The 17,255-nt window shown below is 61.1% G+C and carries 11 protein-coding genes; 8 read left to right on the top strand and 3 right to left on the bottom strand.

Annotated features, from left to right (window positions below; translation table 11 throughout):
• Nucleotides 1-52: 52 nt before the first annotated feature.
• The 3 genes from ACIGEK_RS21080 to ACIGEK_RS21090 all read right to left on the bottom strand — a co-directional run bounded on the left by ACIGEK_RS21080 (nt 53) and on the right by ACIGEK_RS21090 (nt 6,023).
• Entirely contained in the window at nt 53-3,343 is a 3,291-nt protein-coding gene (locus ACIGEK_RS21080; protein ID WP_397495199.1) for a DUF2126 domain-containing protein, read from the bottom strand.
• 329 nt (nt 3,344-3,672) lie between these two features.
• On the bottom strand, nt 3,673-4,785 hold the full coding sequence (locus tag ACIGEK_RS21085; protein WP_397495200.1) for an SO2930 family diheme c-type cytochrome: 1,113 nt from the start codon (nt 4,783-4,785) through the stop codon (nt 3,673-3,675).
• Entirely contained in the window at nt 4,785-6,023 is a 1,239-nt protein-coding gene (locus ACIGEK_RS21090) for a parallel beta-helix domain-containing protein (protein WP_397495201.1), read from the bottom strand. Before ACIGEK_RS21090 ends, ACIGEK_RS21085 begins: the two co-directional genes overlap by 1 nt.
• A 156-nt stretch (nt 6,024-6,179) precedes the next feature.
• Between ACIGEK_RS21090 and ACIGEK_RS21095 the strand changes: the two genes are divergently transcribed.
• The 8 genes from ACIGEK_RS21095 to pgi all read left to right on the top strand — a co-directional run bounded on the left by ACIGEK_RS21095 (nt 6,180) and on the right by pgi (nt 17,242).
• Nucleotides 6,180-6,356 (top strand): hypothetical protein, encoded by a 177-nt coding sequence (locus ACIGEK_RS21095; RefSeq protein WP_003244646.1) that lies wholly within the window; start codon nt 6,180-6,182, stop codon nt 6,354-6,356.
• Nucleotides 6,357-6,416: 60 nt separating this feature from the next.
• Entirely contained in the window at nt 6,417-9,371 is a 2,955-nt protein-coding gene (locus ACIGEK_RS21100; protein ID WP_397495202.1) for a sensor histidine kinase, read from the top strand.
• A gap of 76 nt (nt 9,372-9,447) precedes the next feature.
• A complete protein-coding gene (locus ACIGEK_RS21105; protein ID WP_397495203.1) occupies nt 9,448-10,875 on the top strand; it encodes a sigma-54-dependent transcriptional regulator in 1,428 nt (475 codons plus the stop codon).
• 700 nt (nt 10,876-11,575) lie between these two features.
• Nucleotides 11,576-12,982 carry a polynucleotide adenylyltransferase PcnB gene (locus ACIGEK_RS21110; protein ID WP_397495204.1) on the top strand — a complete coding sequence of 469 codons (1,407 nt, stop codon included), beginning with the start codon at nt 11,576-11,578 and terminating at the stop codon, nt 12,980-12,982.
• Nucleotides 12,982-13,491, top strand: coding sequence for a 2-amino-4-hydroxy-6-hydroxymethyldihydropteridine diphosphokinase (folK, locus tag ACIGEK_RS21115; protein ID WP_397495205.1), 510 nt, complete (start codon nt 12,982-12,984; stop codon nt 13,489-13,491). The genes ACIGEK_RS21110 and folK overlap by 1 nt, the downstream gene beginning before the upstream one ends.
• A 315-nt stretch (nt 13,492-13,806) precedes the next feature.
• Complete coding sequence (gene panB / locus ACIGEK_RS21120; RefSeq protein WP_397495206.1) at nt 13,807-14,607, top strand: 3-methyl-2-oxobutanoate hydroxymethyltransferase; 801 nt, start codon at nt 13,807-13,809, stop codon at nt 14,605-14,607.
• The gene (panC, locus tag ACIGEK_RS21125) at nt 14,604-15,464 is read left to right on the top strand and encodes a pantoate--beta-alanine ligase (RefSeq protein WP_397495207.1); all 861 of its coding nucleotides are present in this window, start codon (nt 14,604-14,606) and stop codon (nt 15,462-15,464) included. The genes panB and panC overlap by 4 nt, the downstream gene beginning before the upstream one ends.
• A 113-nt stretch (nt 15,465-15,577) precedes the next feature.
• Nucleotides 15,578-17,242 carry a glucose-6-phosphate isomerase gene (gene pgi / locus ACIGEK_RS21130; RefSeq protein WP_397495208.1) on the top strand — a complete coding sequence of 555 codons (1,665 nt, stop codon included), beginning with the start codon at nt 15,578-15,580 and terminating at the stop codon, nt 17,240-17,242.
• The last annotated feature ends 13 nt before the right edge of the window (nt 17,243-17,255 follow it).

A 17,255-nucleotide genomic window follows, 5' to 3' on the forward strand; every position in this document is an offset into this window, starting at 1 on the left:
CGCCACTTGTATGGAGGGAGTGATAATCCTCTCCAGACAAGCGGCGCTGGGATTAAACGAGGCGCAAATCCAGGGTCATGGGCATTTCATTATTATTGATCGGAGCCAACGCCGGGCGCTTGCCGGGACTGTGGCCCAGGCGGAAGAAGCGCGCCAGGCGCCGACTCTCGGCTTCAAAGGCATTGACCGGCAGGCTGTCGTAATTGCGTCCGCCGGGATGGGCGACATGATACTGGCAACCGCCCAGGGAGCGGCTCATCCAGCTGTCCACCAGATCGAAGACCAGCGGCGCATGTACCTCGATGGTCGGGTGCAGGCAGTTGGCCGGCTGCCAGGCGCGGAAACGCACGCCGCCGACAAATTCGCCGACCTTGCCGGTAGGCCGCAGCGGCACCGGTACGCCGTTGCAGGTCAGTACATAGCGATCGCTCGGCAGCCCGCTGAGCTTGACCTGCATGCGTTCCAGCGAGGAGTCGACATAACGCACCGTACCGCCGCCACCGCCCTCTTCGCCCAACACATGCCAGGGCTCCAGCGCCTGACGCAGTTCCAGTTCGATGCCTTTGACGTTGAAGTCGCCGGACTTGGGGAAGCGGAACTCGAAGTGCGGGGCAAACCACTCGCTGTGCAGACGGTAGCCACAGCCGTCTAATTCCTGCAGCACGTCGGTAAAATCCTGCTCGATAAAGTGTGGCAGCAGGTAGCGGTCATGCAGCTCGGTGCCCCAGCGCACCAGCCGCGCCGGCTTGTAGGGCTCGCGCCAGAAACGGGCGATCAACGCGCGGATCAGCAACTGCTGGGCCAGGCTCATTTGCGCATGGGGTGGCATTTCGAAGGCGCGCAGCTCCAGCAGGCCGAGACGCCCGGAGGCCGAGTCCGGCGAATACAGCTTGTCGATACAGAACTCGGAGCGATGGGTGTTACCGGTCACGTCCACTAACAGGTTGCGCAGCAGGCGGTCGACCAGCCAGGGCTGACAATCGCGCCCCACTTCGGGCATTTGCGCGAAGGCAATTTCCAACTCGTACAGGGCATCGTTACGCGCTTCGTCGATGCGAGGTGCCTGCGAAGTCGGGCCGATAAACAGGCCACTGAACAGGTAGGACAGCGATGGATGGTTGTGCCAGTAGCTGATCAGGCTGCGCAGCAGGTCCGGCCGACGCAGAAACGGCGAATCCGCCGGGGTCGCGCCACCGAGTACAAAGTGGTTACCGCCCCCGGTGCCGGTATGGCGGCCGTCGATCATGAACTTCTCGCTGGACAGGCGGCATTCGCGGGCCTGTTCGTAAAGAAACTCGGTACGCTCGACCAGCTCATCCCAACTGGCGGCCGGGTGGATATTGACCTCGATCACGCCAGGGTCCGGAGTCACCCGAAAGAACTGCAAGCGCGGGTCCTGCGGTGGCTCGTAGCCTTCCAGCAGCACCGGGCATTTCAGCTCGGCGGCGGTGGCTTCGATGGCAGCCACCAGTTCCAGGTAATCCTCCAGGCGCACCAGCGGCGGCATAAACAGATAGAGCTTGCCCTCACGCGGTTCGGCGCACAGCGCAGTACGCACGATGCCGGCAGCCGATTGACCGAGTAGCGGACGTTTGCCGCTGCCATTCTGACTGCCCGTCCAAACACCACGCACCTGCGGCTTGATCTGCGCCGCAGCCGGCAGTGGCGCGAAGTGCTGGCTCGGATCTTCCGGGGTCACGTAGGGGTAATCGGCTTCGCTGACCCAGGGCTGTGAGTCCAGCGGCAGGCGGTAGCCCATCGCCGAATCACCTGGTATCAGCCGACAATGCTGGTCACGCAGGAACCAGCTGCCGCTTTGCCAGCCCAGCTGCTTGGCGTGCCGAGCCAACGGCAGGATATGCCCGACCACTTTATCCAGGCCTTGCTCGAAGACTTTGCGCAGGCGCTCGCGCTCCAGCGGGTCGGCCAGGCGCGGGTCTTCAGCGGTAACGTTGCTGGGTAAGCGCTGCTCACGCCAGAGGTAATAAAAGCGGTCCTCATAAGCCGGCACACAAGATTTACCGTCCACGCCCAAGCGCTCGGCCAGCAGCGTGAGGAAATCCGCAGCCTTGGCGGCGTCGACGGCATAGTCCTGCTGCTCATCGGCATACAGCGCCGGGTTGTGCCAGATCGGCTCACCGTCACGTCGCCAATAGGCATTCAGCGACCAGCGTGGCAGCTGCTCACCGGGGTACCACTTGCCCTGGCCAAAATGCACCAGCGCTTCTGCCGCGTAATGCTCACGCAGGCGATGAAACAGCTCGGTGGCCAGGCGACGCTTGTTCGGCCCCAGGGCGGCGGTGTTCCACTCAGGGTCATCGGGGTAGTCCAGTGCGACAAAGGTTGGCTCGCCGCCCATGGTCAGGCGTACGTCCTGGGCCTGCAGATCGTCATCTATTTTCTGGCCGAGGCCGACAATCGCCTGCCACTGCTCGTCGCTGTAGGGTTTGCTGACGCGCGGCGCTTCCCAGATACGCTCGACCCACATTTCATGGCTGAACTCACACTCGCTCTCATCCACGCCGCCACTGATCGGCGCCGCCGAGGACGGTTCGGGGCTGCAGGCCAGCGGAATATGACCTTCGCCAGCGAACAGGCCGCTGGTAGGGTCCAAGCCAATCCAGCCGGCACCGGGCAGGTAAACCTCGCACCAGGCATGCAGGTCGGTGAAATCCACCTCGGTGCCGGAGGGGCCATCGAGGGATTTCACATCGGCTTTCAGTTGGATCAGGTAACCGGAAACAAAGCGCGCCGCCAGGCCCAGGTGGCGGAATAGCTGCACCAGCAGCCAGGCCGAATCGCGACACGAACCGGAGGCCTTCTCCAGGCTTTCTTCCGGGGTTTGCACTCCCGGCTCCAGGCGGATCAGGTAGCCGATGTCAGTGGACAGGCGCTGATTCAGCGCTACCAGAAAGTCCACGCTCGGCAGTGGCGTGCGCTCGATGCTGGCCAGGTACTTGGCAAACTGCTTACCGGCCGGCAGTTTGACCAGATAGGGCGCCAGCTCCAGTTGCTCGCCAGCGGTGTAGGCGAAGGGGATTTTCTCGGCGTAGGGTTCGAGGAAGAAATCGAAGGGGTTAAACACCGCCATTTCGGCGACCAAATCGACCTCGATTTTCAGCTCGCGGGTCTTCTCCGGAAACACCAGGCGCGCCAGGTAGTTACCCTGGGGGTCCTGCTGCCAGTTGATAAAGTGCTCGCCCGGCTCGACCTTCAACGCGTAGGACAGAACCCGGGTACGGCTGTGCGGTGCAGGGCGCAGGCGCACGACCTGCGGGCCAAGGTTGACGGCGCGGTCGTAGCGGTAGTGGCTGACATGGTGCAAGGCGATATGAATCGACACAGCGGGCCTCCTGCGAGCCTGGACGATAACCAGGCAGCGCAAGACTTATGCCAGTGGCCCACACCTGCACTGCCGCGGCCTGGCGTACTCTCCCGCCACTGACGCGCACCACAACAGGGCTAGGCATGCCCCACACCTGCCGCAGCGCACGAAAACAGGTCGCCCCTTGATCGCATGGCGTCTGCAAAACCGTGGGAGGGGCCAGGCGGCGATCCGCTTTAGCCGCGACAACAGCTCGCCGCTACGACTGCATGGATGCAGGAGGTAGAGCGAAGCAGGATGCCAAAGCCGAAAGCCCCCTACACCTCCTAGCCCGTAAAAGGGATAACTCAGCAATCCCCTTGCAGGCTGGCAATCCAGCGCTGCAGCACCTCGACGCCTTTGGCATGCACGGTGGAGCGGCCCAACTCCGGCATCATGATGCTTGGGTCGACACTTTCCACGCGAAACAGCAGCACCGATTTGTCCGGCTGCCCCGGGTGAATATCCACCAAGCGGTCGCCCGAGCCTTTACCCGCCGCCACCGGTTGTTTGCACAGGCCGTAACTGATGCCGATGGCCGTGTCGGGGTTAAGCAATAGCCCTGAGGTACGCCCCGGCCCCTTGGGGTTGTGGCAGTGGCTGCAGTTGGCATCCAGATAACTGCGCGCCTGCTTTTCCAGGCTCTCACCACTGCGCGGCGTCGGCCATAGGGCGTTTTGCGGCACGCCCTGCAACTCGGCTGGCACACCGTGCAGACGGCCCTGCTGCTGCCAGTGCTGCAACTGGTTATGGGTGCCATCGGCGTAGGCAAAGTCCTTGTTCAAGTGACGCGCTTTGGGCCCCAGCGGGTTGACGCCCTGCCCTGCACGCTCCTCATGGCAACCGGCGCACTGGTTGGCATCCGGTACCTGGTAGGCCACTGGCTGGGTCTTACCCTCGGCATCCAGCAGGCTCAGCTCGCGGCTGTCGCCTGCCCACTCCAGATGCGCCTCCTGTTGTTGTTCATCCCACACATAGGGCAGCGCTATCCAGCCATCCTGCTGTTTAAGCAGGATGCGTGTCTCAATCAACTGCACCCGCGCCAGCTCCAGGCCGCGTTGCGGGTCGCGATCATCCTGCTCGTTGAGCAGCAGACGGCCCTGGCCGTCTTTGGGGTAGTAGAAGGTCTTGCTCAGCACCGTGCCGAGCGGGTAATCGAAATGCGCCTCGGCATAGGTCGCCGCCGTACCCGCAGGCATCCACACACTGCGCAGCTTGTGCGCGTAGTCGGTAAACAGCGGGGTATTCAGGTCATAGGGCAGCGCATCGGCAATCGGCGCGATAAAACCATCGGCGCGCTGCAGCATGCCCCATTCGCTGAGTTTTTCCGGGTAGCTGTCACCTTGCGGCAGGTACAGCGGGGTCGATTGCTGCTCGCAGCCGACGAGGAACAGCAGCACTCCCAGCAACAGACGACGCATCAGGCCCCCTGGTCGGCATCAGCCGAGGCCAGCTTCACCGCCGGCAGCGGCGGCAGGCTGCACCGGTAGTCGGCCATTTCGGTGCTGATGTTCTTGTAGTTATTCGGCGCATCAACGTTGATCATCCCCGCATCGCCGTTATTGATGCAGATCGCCCGGTCAGCCGGCAGCTTGCCATCCACCAGGATGTCGAGGTTGACGAAGCCGTCCCAGAGAATGTCCGGCAGGCGACCATTCAAGCCGAACTGGCTGACTTTCAGGGCTTTCAGTTCCAGATGATCCGGGCTGTCGCCACCAGGGCCGAAGCGGTTGCCGTGGATATGGATGCCTTCGGGATAGGGGTCGAAGTTCTCGGCGGTGGAAAGGTCGGTATACCCGGTGCTGAAGTAGCTGCTGATGATCACGTTGGCGGTCTTGTGGTCGCCAATATCGTTGTCGAACACCTCGACATCGTCATTGGAGTTGATCACCACACCGGAGCCTGCCGGCACGCTGGCCACGGGCGTGCCCTTGTGGCCAAAGTTCTTGTGATTGTTACCTTCGATCTTGTTGCGGAATACCCGCGTCACCCGCCCGGCCTGCGGTAGGTTGGGCATGTTGAACACCAGAATGCCGCCGGTATTGCCGGTGGCGACGTTGTCATACACGTCGGCGTCGATGGTGTTCTCGATCTCGATGCCGGCGACGTTGCGCTCGGCGCGGCTGTTGCGCACCACCACGTTGCGCGACTGGCCGACATAGATGCCAGCATCGGATGCGCCAATGGCCACCGCGCCGTCGATCAGGGTGTTTTCGGTCTGCACCGGGTAGATGCCGTAGGCGCCATTCTCGGTGGCCGGGCCGTTGGTCCACTCGGTGCGCACGCGGCGGATGATGATGTTCTTGCCACCCACTACTTTCAGCGAATCACCCAGGGTGTCCTCGAAGGCGATGTCTTCGATGGTGAAATCCGAAGCGTCCACCAGCAGGCCTTCGGCGCCGGACTTCTGCCCCTTGAAGCTGAGGATGGTCTTGTCCATGCCTGCGCCCTTAATGGTCACACCGCTGACTTTCAGGCTCAGGCTGCGGTCGAGCTGGTAGGTGCCAGCAGGAATCTCGATCACGCTGCCAGGCTTGGCCTTGATCAGTTGGGTCTGCAGGTCTTTCTGGAAGTCCAGATCGGCCACCGGAGCCGGTTCTTCGCTGCAGGCGGCAAGCAGCACGGACAGGGCAAGCAGGGAAAGCGGGGCAAGGCGCATGGCAATCTCCAGCGTTTTTCTTATTAAGTGGAACGATAGTACCAATTAATAAGAAAAAACCAAGCCCCGCACACGCGTAACCCACGCCGCCCGAGCAATAGCCCAGAGCGCCACGCATCCGTTACCATCGCCGGCAATTAAGCGAAGAGATGCAGCATGTATATCTATCGATTGGTGCTGATCCTGGTGGTGGGGATCTACCTGTTCTCCCCAGCCATCATGGACTGGTGGATCGACCCCAATGGGGCCTGGTACCGCCCCTACCTGCTGTGGCTGATCCTGATCGTCGTGACTTTTATTCTGCAGAGCCAGCGTGATGCCGATGAACTCTGACTTGCTGTGGCGCGACGTGCGTGACCGCTCCTTACCCTTCTTCGCTGCAGAGCCAACGTGATGCTGACGAGCTTTAGCCTGAGCCAGCTGATCCTGATCAGCGCTGCCTATCTTCTGATTCTGTTCGGCGTGGCCTGGATCAGTGAACACGGCCTGATTCCACGCTGGGTGATCCGCCACCCACTGACCTACACCCTGTCACTCGGCGTCTATGCCAGCGCCTGGGCCTTCTACGGCACGGTAGGGCTGGCTTATCAGTACGGTTATGGCTTCCTTGCCAGTTACCTGGGGGTTTCCGGGGCGTTTCTGCTGGCACCGGTGCTGCTCTACCCGATTCTGCGGATCACCCGCACCTACCAGCTGTCATCCCTAGCGGACCTATTCGCCTTCCGTTTTCGCAGCACCTGGGCCGGCGCCCTGACCACGGTGTTTATGCTGGTTGGCGTGCTGCCGTTGCTGGCCCTGCAGATTCAGGCGGTGGCCGACTCCATCGGCATTCTCACCCGCGAGCCGGTGCAGGAGCGCGTGGCGCTGGCCTATTGCGGGCTGATCATTCTGTTCACCATCCTGTTTGGCGCGAGGCATATCGCCACCCGCGAGAAACACGAAGGCCTGGTGTTCGCCATTGCCTTCGAGTCAGTGGTCAAGCTGGTGGCGATCAGCGTGATCGGCCTGTACGCACTGTATGGCGTATTCGACGGCCCGCAGGACCTGCAATCCTGGCTGGTGCAAAACCAGTCGTCGCTAACCAGCCTGCACACGCCGCTGCAGGAAGGTCCGTGGCGCACCCTGCTGCTGGTGTTCTTCGCCTCGGCCATCGTCATGCCGCACATGTATCACATGACCTTTACCGAAAATCTCAACCCGCGCGCCATGGTCAGCGCCAGCTGGGGGCTGCCGCTGTTTCTGCTGCTGATGAGCCTGGCGGTACCGCTAATTCTCTGGGCCGGGCTGAAACTCGGCGCGACCACCAACCCGGAGTACTTCACCCTCGGCGTCGGCATTGCGGTCAACAGCCAGACCCTGGCACTGATTGCCTATGTCGGCGGCCTGTCGGCCTCCAGCGGTTTGATCATTGTCACCACCCTGGCGCTGTCCGGCATGGTGCTCAACCATGTGGTGTTACCGCTGTATCAGCCGCCGTCGGAGGGCAATATCTACCGCTGGCTGAAGTGGACACGCCGCGCGCTGATCCTACTGATCATCATGGCCGGTTACGGCTTCTATCTGTTGCTCGGCGCCGAACAGGACCTGGCCAACCTGGGCATCGTCGCCTTCGTCGCCACCCTGCAATTTCTCCCAGGCGTACTCTCGGTGCTGTACTGGCCGACCGCCAACCGCAAAGGCTATATCGCCGGGTTGCTGGCGGGGGTCGGCGTGTGGGTAGTGAGCATGCTGTTGCCGATGCTCGGCAATCTACAGGGGCTGTACCTGCCCTGGTTCAACGTCATCTATGTGCTGGATGACAGCAGCTGGCACCTGGCGGCCATCGGCTCGCTGGCGGCCAACGTACTGGTATTCACCTTGGTGTCGCTGTTCACCGAAGCCAGCCCGGAAGAAAAAAGCGCCGCCGAAGCCTGCGCCGTGGATAACGTGCGCCGCCCGCAACGCCGTGAGCTGCTGGCCGCATCACCGCAGGAGTTTGCCGCGCAACTGGCCAAACCTCTAGGGGCGAAAACCGCCCAGCATGAAATAGAACAGGCGCTGCGCGATCTGCATCTGCCATTCGATGAAGGCCGCCCCTATGCCCTGCGCCGCCTGCGTGACCGCATTGAGGCCAATCTCTCCGGGCTGATGGGCCCCAGCGTGGCCCAGGACATCGTCGAAACCTTCCTGCCTTATAAAGCTGGCAGCGAAACCTATGTGACTGAGGATATCCACTTTATCGAGAACCGCCTGGAGGACTACCACTCGCGCCTCACGGGCCTTGCGGCGGAACTCGATACCCTGCGCCGCTACCACCGCCAGACCCTGCAAGAGCTGCCCATGGGTGTCTGCTCGCTGGCCAAGGATCAGGAGATCCTGATGTGGAACAAGGCCATGGAAGAACTCACCGAAATCCCCGCGCAGCGCGTAGTCGGCTCGCGCCTGAATACCCTCGGCGAACCGTGGCGCGGCCTACTGCAGAACTTTATTGAACTGCCCGACGAGCACTTGCACAAACAGCGCCTTGCCCTCGACGGCCAAACCCGCTGGCTCAACCTGCACAAGGCGGCCATCGACGAGCCCCTGGCGCCCGGTAACAGCGGCCTGGTGCTGCTGGTTGAAGACCTCACCGAAACCCAGATGCTCGAAGACAAGCTGGTGCATTCCGAACGCCTGGCCTCCATCGGTCGTCTAGCCGCCGGGGTAGCCCACGAGATCGGCAACCCGATCACCGGCATCGCCTGCCTGGCGCAGAACCTGCGCGAAGAGCGCGAAGGCGACAGCGAGCTGACCGAGATCAGTGAGCAAATCATCGAACAAACCAAGCGCGTGTCGCGCATCGTCCAGTCACTGATGAGTTTTGCCCATTCTGGCAGCCACCAGAACAGCGAGGAGCCGGTTTGCCTAGCCCAGGTCGCCCAGGATGCCATCGCCCTGCTGGCCCTCAACCGGCGTAGCGTTGAGGTGGAGTTTTTCAACCTCTGCGATTCCGACCATTGGGTGGTCGGCGATCCGCAACGCTTGGCCCAGGTGCTGATCAACCTGCTATCGAACGCCCGTGATGCCTCACCGCCGGGCAGCGCGATCCGGGTCAAAAGCGAACGTTTCGAGCACACCATTGACCTGATCGTCGAGGACGAAGGCAGCGGCATTCCCAAAGCGATCATTGACCGTTTGTTCGAACCCTTCTTCACCACCAAGGACCCAGGCAAAGGTACGGGACTGGGCCTTGCACTGGTCTATTCGATCGTGGAAGAGCATTATGGACAGATAACAATCGACAGCCCGGCCGACCCCGAGCTTCAACGCGGCACCCGCATTAGGGTCAGCCTGCCGAGGCATGTCGAGGCGACGTCCATAGCGACTTAAACCAGCTACCAGCGAGCATGCCTGCCAGGCCCCTTGGTCCAGCGGCATGCCCCGAGACCGTCGAGAGACCGAATTGATGCCTCATATTTTGATCGTCGAAGACGAAACCATTATCCGCTCTGCCTTGCGTCGCCTGCTGGAACGTAACCAATACGAAGTCAGCGAAGCCGGCTCGGTGCAGGAAGCGCAAGAGCGCTTCAGCATCCCCAGCTTTGATCTGATTGTCAGTGACCTGCGCCTGCCAGGTGCGCCCGGCACCGAGCTGATCAAGCTTGGTCAAGGCACCCCGGTGCTGATCATGACCAGCTACGCCAGCCTGCGCTCGGCAGTCGATTCGATGAAAATGGGCGCGGTCGATTACATCGCCAAACCCTTCGACCACGACGAAATGCTCCAGGCCGTGGCACGCATCCTGCGCGATCACCAGCAAATCAAAAGTGCACCCGCTCGTGCCGCAGGCACGGCGAAAGCCAGCGCCGACAAAGTGGTGGACAACAGCAACGGCGAAATCGGCATCATCGGCTCCTGCCCGGCCATGCAGGAGATGTACAGCAAGATCCGCAAGGTCGCGCCCACCGACTCCAACGTGCTGATTCAAGGGGAATCAGGCACCGGTAAAGAACTGGTTGCCCGCGCCCTGCACAACCTCTCGCGCCGCGCCAAGGCGCCGCTGATTTCGGTGAACTGCGCAGCCATCCCGGAGTCGTTGATCGAATCCGAACTGTTCGGCCATGAGAAAGGCGCCTTTACCGGTGCCAGCGCCGGCCGTGCGGGCCTGGTTGAAGCCGCCGACGGTGGCACCTTATTCCTCGATGAAATCGGGGAGCTGCCCCTGGAGGCCCAGGCACGCCTGCTGCGCGTGCTGCAGGAAGGCGAGATTCGCCGGGTCGGCTCAGTGCAGTCACAGAAGGTCGATGTGCGCCTGATCGCCGCGACCCACCGCGACCTGAAAACCCTGTCGAAAATCGGCCAGTTCCGTGAAGACCTGTATTACCGCTTGCACGTGATCGCCCTGAAACTGCCACCACTGCGTGAGCGCGGGGCGGACGTGATCGAAATTGCCCGCGCCTTCCTGATTCGTCAGAGCACTCGTCAGGGCCGTCTCGACCTGAGCTTTGCCAATGATGCCGAACAGGCCATTCGTCATTACCCCTGGCCAGGAAACGTGCGCGAGCTGGAGAATGCCATCGAGCGTGCGGTAATTCTCTGTGAAGGCAGCAGCATTTCCGCCGAGCTGCTGGGCATCGACATCGAACTGGATGACCTGGAAGACGACTTCACTGGCCTGCCTGCGCAAAGCGGCGGCCTAGGCCATGAGTCGAGCGAACCAACCGAAGACCTGTCACTGGAAGATTACTTTCAGCACTTCGTTCTGGAACATCAGGACCACATGACCGAGACCGAACTGGCACGCAAACTCGGCATCAGCCGCAAATGTTTGTGGGAACGCCGCCAGCGCCTGGGCATTCCACGGCGCAAGTCCTCGGGCGCAACCGCAGGCTAGAGCGCCGCAGCTGGGTGACAGATGTGTGCGAAAAAGGTTCCATAGCCTGTTACCCATTCAACACTTAGTAACAAAAGCCGGGTCTTATGGTAACGAGAACCCGGCTTTTTTATGCCGCACCAGCATCCTCACCGTAGCTCAACCCCCTGTTTTAAAAGGAATTGCAAAAACTGGCACGGGTTCTGCTTTACTACTAGCACAACAACAATAACAAGCACGCTCCAAACCTAATAAAAATAAGACGTACCGACTCCAGCACAATAAAAACAACAACGCGGAGGCGCAGCTAACTGATTCTTTTGGAAAGGAATTGCCTTTGGGGTTCGCCCCAAAACCTGGCTGAGAATAATAAAACTGCCCTAAGGCAGCGCCAGAACTGGTTGGGTCACTGTGTGATCATGGCAGCATCAGCATTCAAAGCAATCCGTTTGCTCTTGATTCCCAGCTTGGGAAAGTTTCCAAAAGTCCTTGACTGGATGGAACGGGCAAATCAACAAAAACAACAAGCCCGCCATAATAATAAAAACAGAGCACGCACCAATTTGGGGGGGAGCTTCGGCTCCCCCAGTAGCTTCAAACTCCCCGACTGCAACAGTCTCTCGCCGTTTCCTGCATCAAACCCCGACTCAATGCTAGAATCCGCGCCATTCCTGCGGCCGGCATATACTCTGGCCAGTCATTTAGTCAAACAGTGCCTCCCATGCTGAAAAAGCTGTTCAAGTCCTTTCGTAGCCCTATTCGTCGCGGCAACCACTCGCACAGCACGCCTGAAGTGCTTAGCAGTAGCCAGCACCCTATCGAGCGCGGTGAAATCAGCCGTTATGCCATCAGCGTCGTCGAGCGCCTGCAGCAAGCTGGCTATCAGGCCTATCTGGTCGGAGGCTGCGTACGCGACCTGCTGCTAGACATCGAGCCCAAAGATTTCGACGTAGCCACCAGCGCGACACCGGAGCAAGTGCGTGCTGAGTTCCGTAATGCACGGGTTATCGGCCGTCGCTTCAAGCTGGTTCACGTGCATTTCGGTCGCGAAATCATCGAGACGGCAACCTTCCGCGCCAATCACCCCGAAGGCGATGAGGACGAAAACAGCAATCTGTCTTCACGTAACGAGAGTGGGCGTATCCTGCGCGATAACGTGTATGGCAGCCTGGAAGACGATGCCCAGCGCCGCGACTTCACCATCAATGCGCTGTATTACGACCCGAGTACCGAGCGCATCCTCGATTACGCCAACGGCGTGCACGACATCCGTAACCACCTGATCCGCCTGATCGGTGACCCAACCCAGCGCTACCAGGAAGACCCGGTGCGTATGTTGCGCGCGGTGCGTTTTGCCGCCAAGCTGGATTTCGACATCGAAAAACACAGTGCCGCACCGATCTACAAGCTGGCTCCACTGCTCGGCGGCATCCCCGCCGCGCGCCTGTTCGATGAAGTGCTCAAGCTGTTCCTCGCCGGCTACGCGGTGTACACCTACGAGCTGCTGGTGGATTACGGCCTGTTCGGCCAGCTGTTCCCCGCCAGCGCCGAAGCGCTGAAGCTCAACCCGGACTACACCGACCAGTTGATCCGTAATGCCTTGGACAGCACCGATCTGCGCATCCATCAGGGCAAGACGGTTACTCCGGCGTTCCTCCTAGCTGCACTGCTGTGGCCAGCTCTGCCGGCCCGCGTGATCAAGCTGCAGGATCGCGGCATGCCGCCGATCCCGGCCATGCAGGAAGCCGCTCACGAACTGATCAGCGAGCAATGCCAGCGTATCGCCGTGCCGAAACGCTTCACCATGCCGATCCGCGAAATCTGGGATATGCAGGAACGCCTGCCGCGCCGCAGCGGTAAACGCGCCGATATGCTGCTGGAAAACCCGCGCTTCCGTGCCGGTTACGATTTCCTTCTGCTGCGTGAAAGCGCTGGCGAGGAAACCGGTGGTCTCGGTGACTGGTGGACCCGTTATCAAGACGTCAGCGACAGCGAACGCCGCAATATGATCCGCGACCTCAGCAACAAGGACGATGGCCCAGGCGCCCCCCGCAAGCGCAAGCGCAACAACAGCAAGCGCAAACGCGGCCCGGCGAGCGATAGCTCAAGCAGCCCTGCCAGCGAATAATGGAACGCGTCTATATCGGCCTGGGCAGCAACCTGGCCACACCGCTCGAGCAACTGCGCAGCGCCCTGGCCGCCCTGGCCGCGCTGCCGCACACCCGCCTGATCGCCCAGTCATCCTTCTATAGCAGCGACCCATTGGGTCCTGCGGATCAACCGCGCTATGTAAATGCCGTGGCGGCACTGGACACTGAGCTCAGTCCATTGGCCCTGCTGGATGCCTTGCAGACGATCGAACTCGAGCAAGGCCGTACACGCAAGGCAGAACGCTGGGGGCCGCGCACTCTCGACCTGGATATCCTGCTGTTCGGCGAACGCCGACTGGATGAACCACGCCTGACCGTGCCGCACTACCACATGCATGCCCGCGCCTTTGTCCTCTACCCGCTGGCCGAAATCGCCCCCACGCTAAACCTGCCAGACGGCCGCCCCTTGCGCGAGCTGCTCGCGGCCTGCCCCTTCGAAGGCCTAGAGCGCCTGCCTGCATCTGAGACCGTCACCAGCGAAGACTAGACCAGGCAAAAGCAGGCAATAAACGGAGTCCTCGTCCGTACATGAGCATTTGACTCGCTGCGCCCTCACTGGAGCTGCGCTGAGGCGCGTTCAGCTTATCGCTGCGAGCCTGCTTTTATCGCCGTCTAAGCGAGCGCAGCAGGTTTCATTGGCGGTAACGCCAGTAACAGGCCGGTAACACCTGCAATTGACTTCGAGCTCCCCCATCAGGACTATAGGCGTCCCGTTGCCCCGCACCGGTGCAATTCGAGGCCAATGCAGGCCAACTTGAAGCAGCACAACTGCTGACTGAACGCCTGAGTGAGGACAGTTTTCATGCCTGATGTAACCCTGACCACCCTGCAAAGCCTCAAGCAGAGCGGCGAGAAGATCGCCATGCTGACCTGCTACGACGCCACGTTCGCCCAGACGGCCTGCCAGGCCGGTGTCGATGTGCTGCTGGTGGGCGATTCCCTCGGCATGGTCTTGCAAGGCCATGACAGCACACTGCCCGTCACTGTCGCCGAGATGGCGTACCACACCGCCAGCGTCAAACGTGGCAACCAGGGCGCGCTGATCCTCGCCGACCTGCCGTTTATGGCCTACGCCACTATTGAGCAGACCCTGAATAACAGCGCGGCACTGATGCAGGCCGGCGCGCATATGGTCAAGTTGGAAGGCGCTGCCTGGCTGGCTGAGCCGATTCGCCAACTGGCCGAACGCGGCGTACCGGTGTGCGCGCACCTGGGCTTGACCCCACAGGCGGTGAATATCCTTGGCGGTTACAAGGTGCAGGGCCGCCAGGAGGCCCAGGCGCGGCAGATGCGCGCCGACGCCATGGCGCTGGAACAAGCCGGCGCGGCCATGCTGCTGCTCGAATGCGTGCCCAGTGAACTGGCCGCTGAAATCAGCCAGGCGGTGAAAATTCCGGTGATCGGCATTGGCGCCGGCGCTGCCACCGACGGCCAGGTACTGGTGCTGCACGACATGCTTGGGCTGTCCCTGAGCGGCCGTATGCCGAAGTTCGTGAAGAACTTCATGGCCGGCCAGAGCAGCATCCAGCACGCCATCAGCGCCTACGTCAAAGCGGTCAAAGACCAAAGCTTCCCAGCAGCCGAACACGGATTTTCTGCATGAACACAGTTAAAAGCGTGCGCGAGTTGCGCGCCGCTGTCGCCCAGGCGCGCGCCGAAGGCAAACAGATCGCCTTCGTCCCGACCATGGGCAACCTGCACGCCGGCCACGCCGCGCTGGTGGAAAAAGCCGCACAACGCGCCGACTTCGTGGTCGCCAGCATCTTCGTCAATCCGTTGCAGTTCGGCCCTAGCGAAGACCTCGACAAATACCCGCGCACCCTGCTCGCCGATCAGGAGAAACTGGTCGAAGCCGGTTGCCACCTGCTGTTCACCCCGGATGTCGAGGAAATGTACCCGCACGGCATGGAAGGCCAGACCCGCGTCAGCGTGCCAGGGGTATCCGAAGGGTTGTGTGGCGCTAGCCGTCCCGGACATTTCGAAGGCGTCGCCACCGTAGTCAGCAAGCTGTTCAATATGGTGCAGCCGGACTTAGCCATTTTCGGCCAGAAGGATTTCCAGCAACTGGCGGTAATCCGTACCCTGGTGCGTGACCTGAACATGCCGATCCAGATTATCGGCGAGCCTACCGTACGCGCCGAAGATGGCCTGGCGCTGTCCTCGCGCAACGGGTACCTGAATGCCGAGCAACGTGAAGCCGCCCCCGTGCTGTACCGTTCATTGCAGGATATGGCCACAGCGATTCGGGCTGGCGAACGCAACTACAGCAAGCTGGTTGCCACGGCGCAGCAGCAACATGACGCCGCAGGCATCCGCCCTGATTACCTGGAAGTGCGCGAGTCAAATAACCTGCGCCCGGCCACGGCCGATGATCAGCAGTTGGTGATTCTGGTGGCGGCCTATATTGGCAACACCCGCCTGATCGATAACCTGGCCTTCGACCTCAATACTTCAGCCTGATCAACATCGCAGGTTGTTGCCTGCCCCCCGCACCTGCCAGTTACACTCAAGGCCCGGATCATTCCGGGCTTTTTTGCATTATTTGCCGCACCCAGGACAAGGAACGCGCACCAATGGCCTATTACCAGCATCCGCATGACGTCACCACCCTGCCCGCCTGGCAGGCGTTGCACACGCAGCGCGAGCAGATGAACGACTTCAGCATGCGCGAGGCCTTCGCCAATGATCCGCAACGCTTTAACCGCTTTTCCCTGAGCAGCTGCGGCTTACTGCTGGACTACTCGAAGAACCTGATCGACGAAAAGACCTTGGGATTGCTGGTGCAACTGGCCGAGCAGACCCAACTGCAAGCGTCTATTCAATCGCTGTTTACGGGCGAGGAGGTCAATGCCTCTGAAGGACGCGCTGCATTGCACACGGCCCTGCGCAGCCCGATTGGTCGCAGCCTGAAACTCGATGGCGTTGACCTGATTCCGCAAGTACACCGAGTGCTGCATCAGATGACCGAACTGGTCAGCCGCGTGCACAGCGGCCTGTGGCGCGGATACAGCGACAAGCCGATCACCGAAGTGGTGAATATCGGCATTGGTGGCTCGTTCCTCGGCCCACAACTGGTCTCCGAGGCGCTGCGGCCCTTTACCCAGCGCGGCGTGCGCTGCCATTACCTGGCCAATATCGACGGCAGCGAGTTCCGGGAGCTGACTGCGCGCCTGAATCCCGAAACCACTCTTTTTATTGTTTCTTCGAAGTCCTTTAGCACTCTGGAAACCCTGAAGAACGCTCTGGCTGCACGTGACTGGTACCTGGCCCTGGGCGGTCCGGAAGCCGAACTGCACAAACACTTTATTGCGGTAACCAGCAACCCAACGGCGGCCATTGAGTTCGGCATCAAGGCTGAAAACATCTTCCCGATGTGGGACTGGGTCGGCGGGCGATATTCGCTGTGGTCAGCAATCGGCTTGCCTATTGCGCTGGCGATTGGCATCTCCAACTTCAAGGAGCTGCTGGCCGGCGCTTATGCCATGGACCAGCACTTTACCCAGGCGCCACTGGCCGAAAACATGCCGGTACTGATGGCCCTTCTGGGTATCTGGTACGGCAACTTCTGGGGTGCGAAAAGCCAGGCGATCCTGCCCTATGACCATTACCTGCGGAACTTCACCAAGCACTTGCAGCAGCTGGATATGGAGTCCAACGGCAAATCGGTGCGCCAGGACGGCAGCCCGGTAGACTTCAGCACCGGGCCCGTAATCTGGGGCGGTGTCGGCTGCAACGGCCAGCACGCCTATCACCAACTGCTGCATCAAGGCACCGAGCTAATCCCGGCGGACTTTATCGTGCCGGTCAACAGCTTCAGCCCACTGGCCGACCACCATCAGTGGCTGTTTGCCAACTGCCTGTCACAGAGTCAGGCACTGATGCACGGTAAAACCCGAGCAGAAGCCGAAGCCGAGTTACGCGCCAAGGGCCTGGATGAAGCTGAAGTGCAGCGCCTGGCGCCGCACAAGATGGTTCCCGGCAACCGCCCGAGCAATATTCTTGCACTCAACCGCGTCGACCCATTCGGCCTCGGCGCGCTGGTCGCGCTGTATGAGCACAAAGTCTTTGTGCAAAGCGCCATCTGGGGCATCAACGCCTTCGACCAATGGGGCGTCGAACTGGGCAAAGAACTCGGCCAGGGCGTCTACCAGCGCCTGACCGGCCAGCTCGACACTCCGGCCAGCGATGCCTCGACCCAAGGCTTGATCCAGCACTTCCGCGAGCGGCATCGCGGCTGATCCGCTGCGACTG

It is taken from the genome of Pseudomonas sp. NPDC079086, assembly GCF_044542155.1.
In the GTDB taxonomy this organism is placed as follows: Bacteria; Pseudomonadota; Gammaproteobacteria; order Pseudomonadales; family Pseudomonadaceae; genus Aquipseudomonas.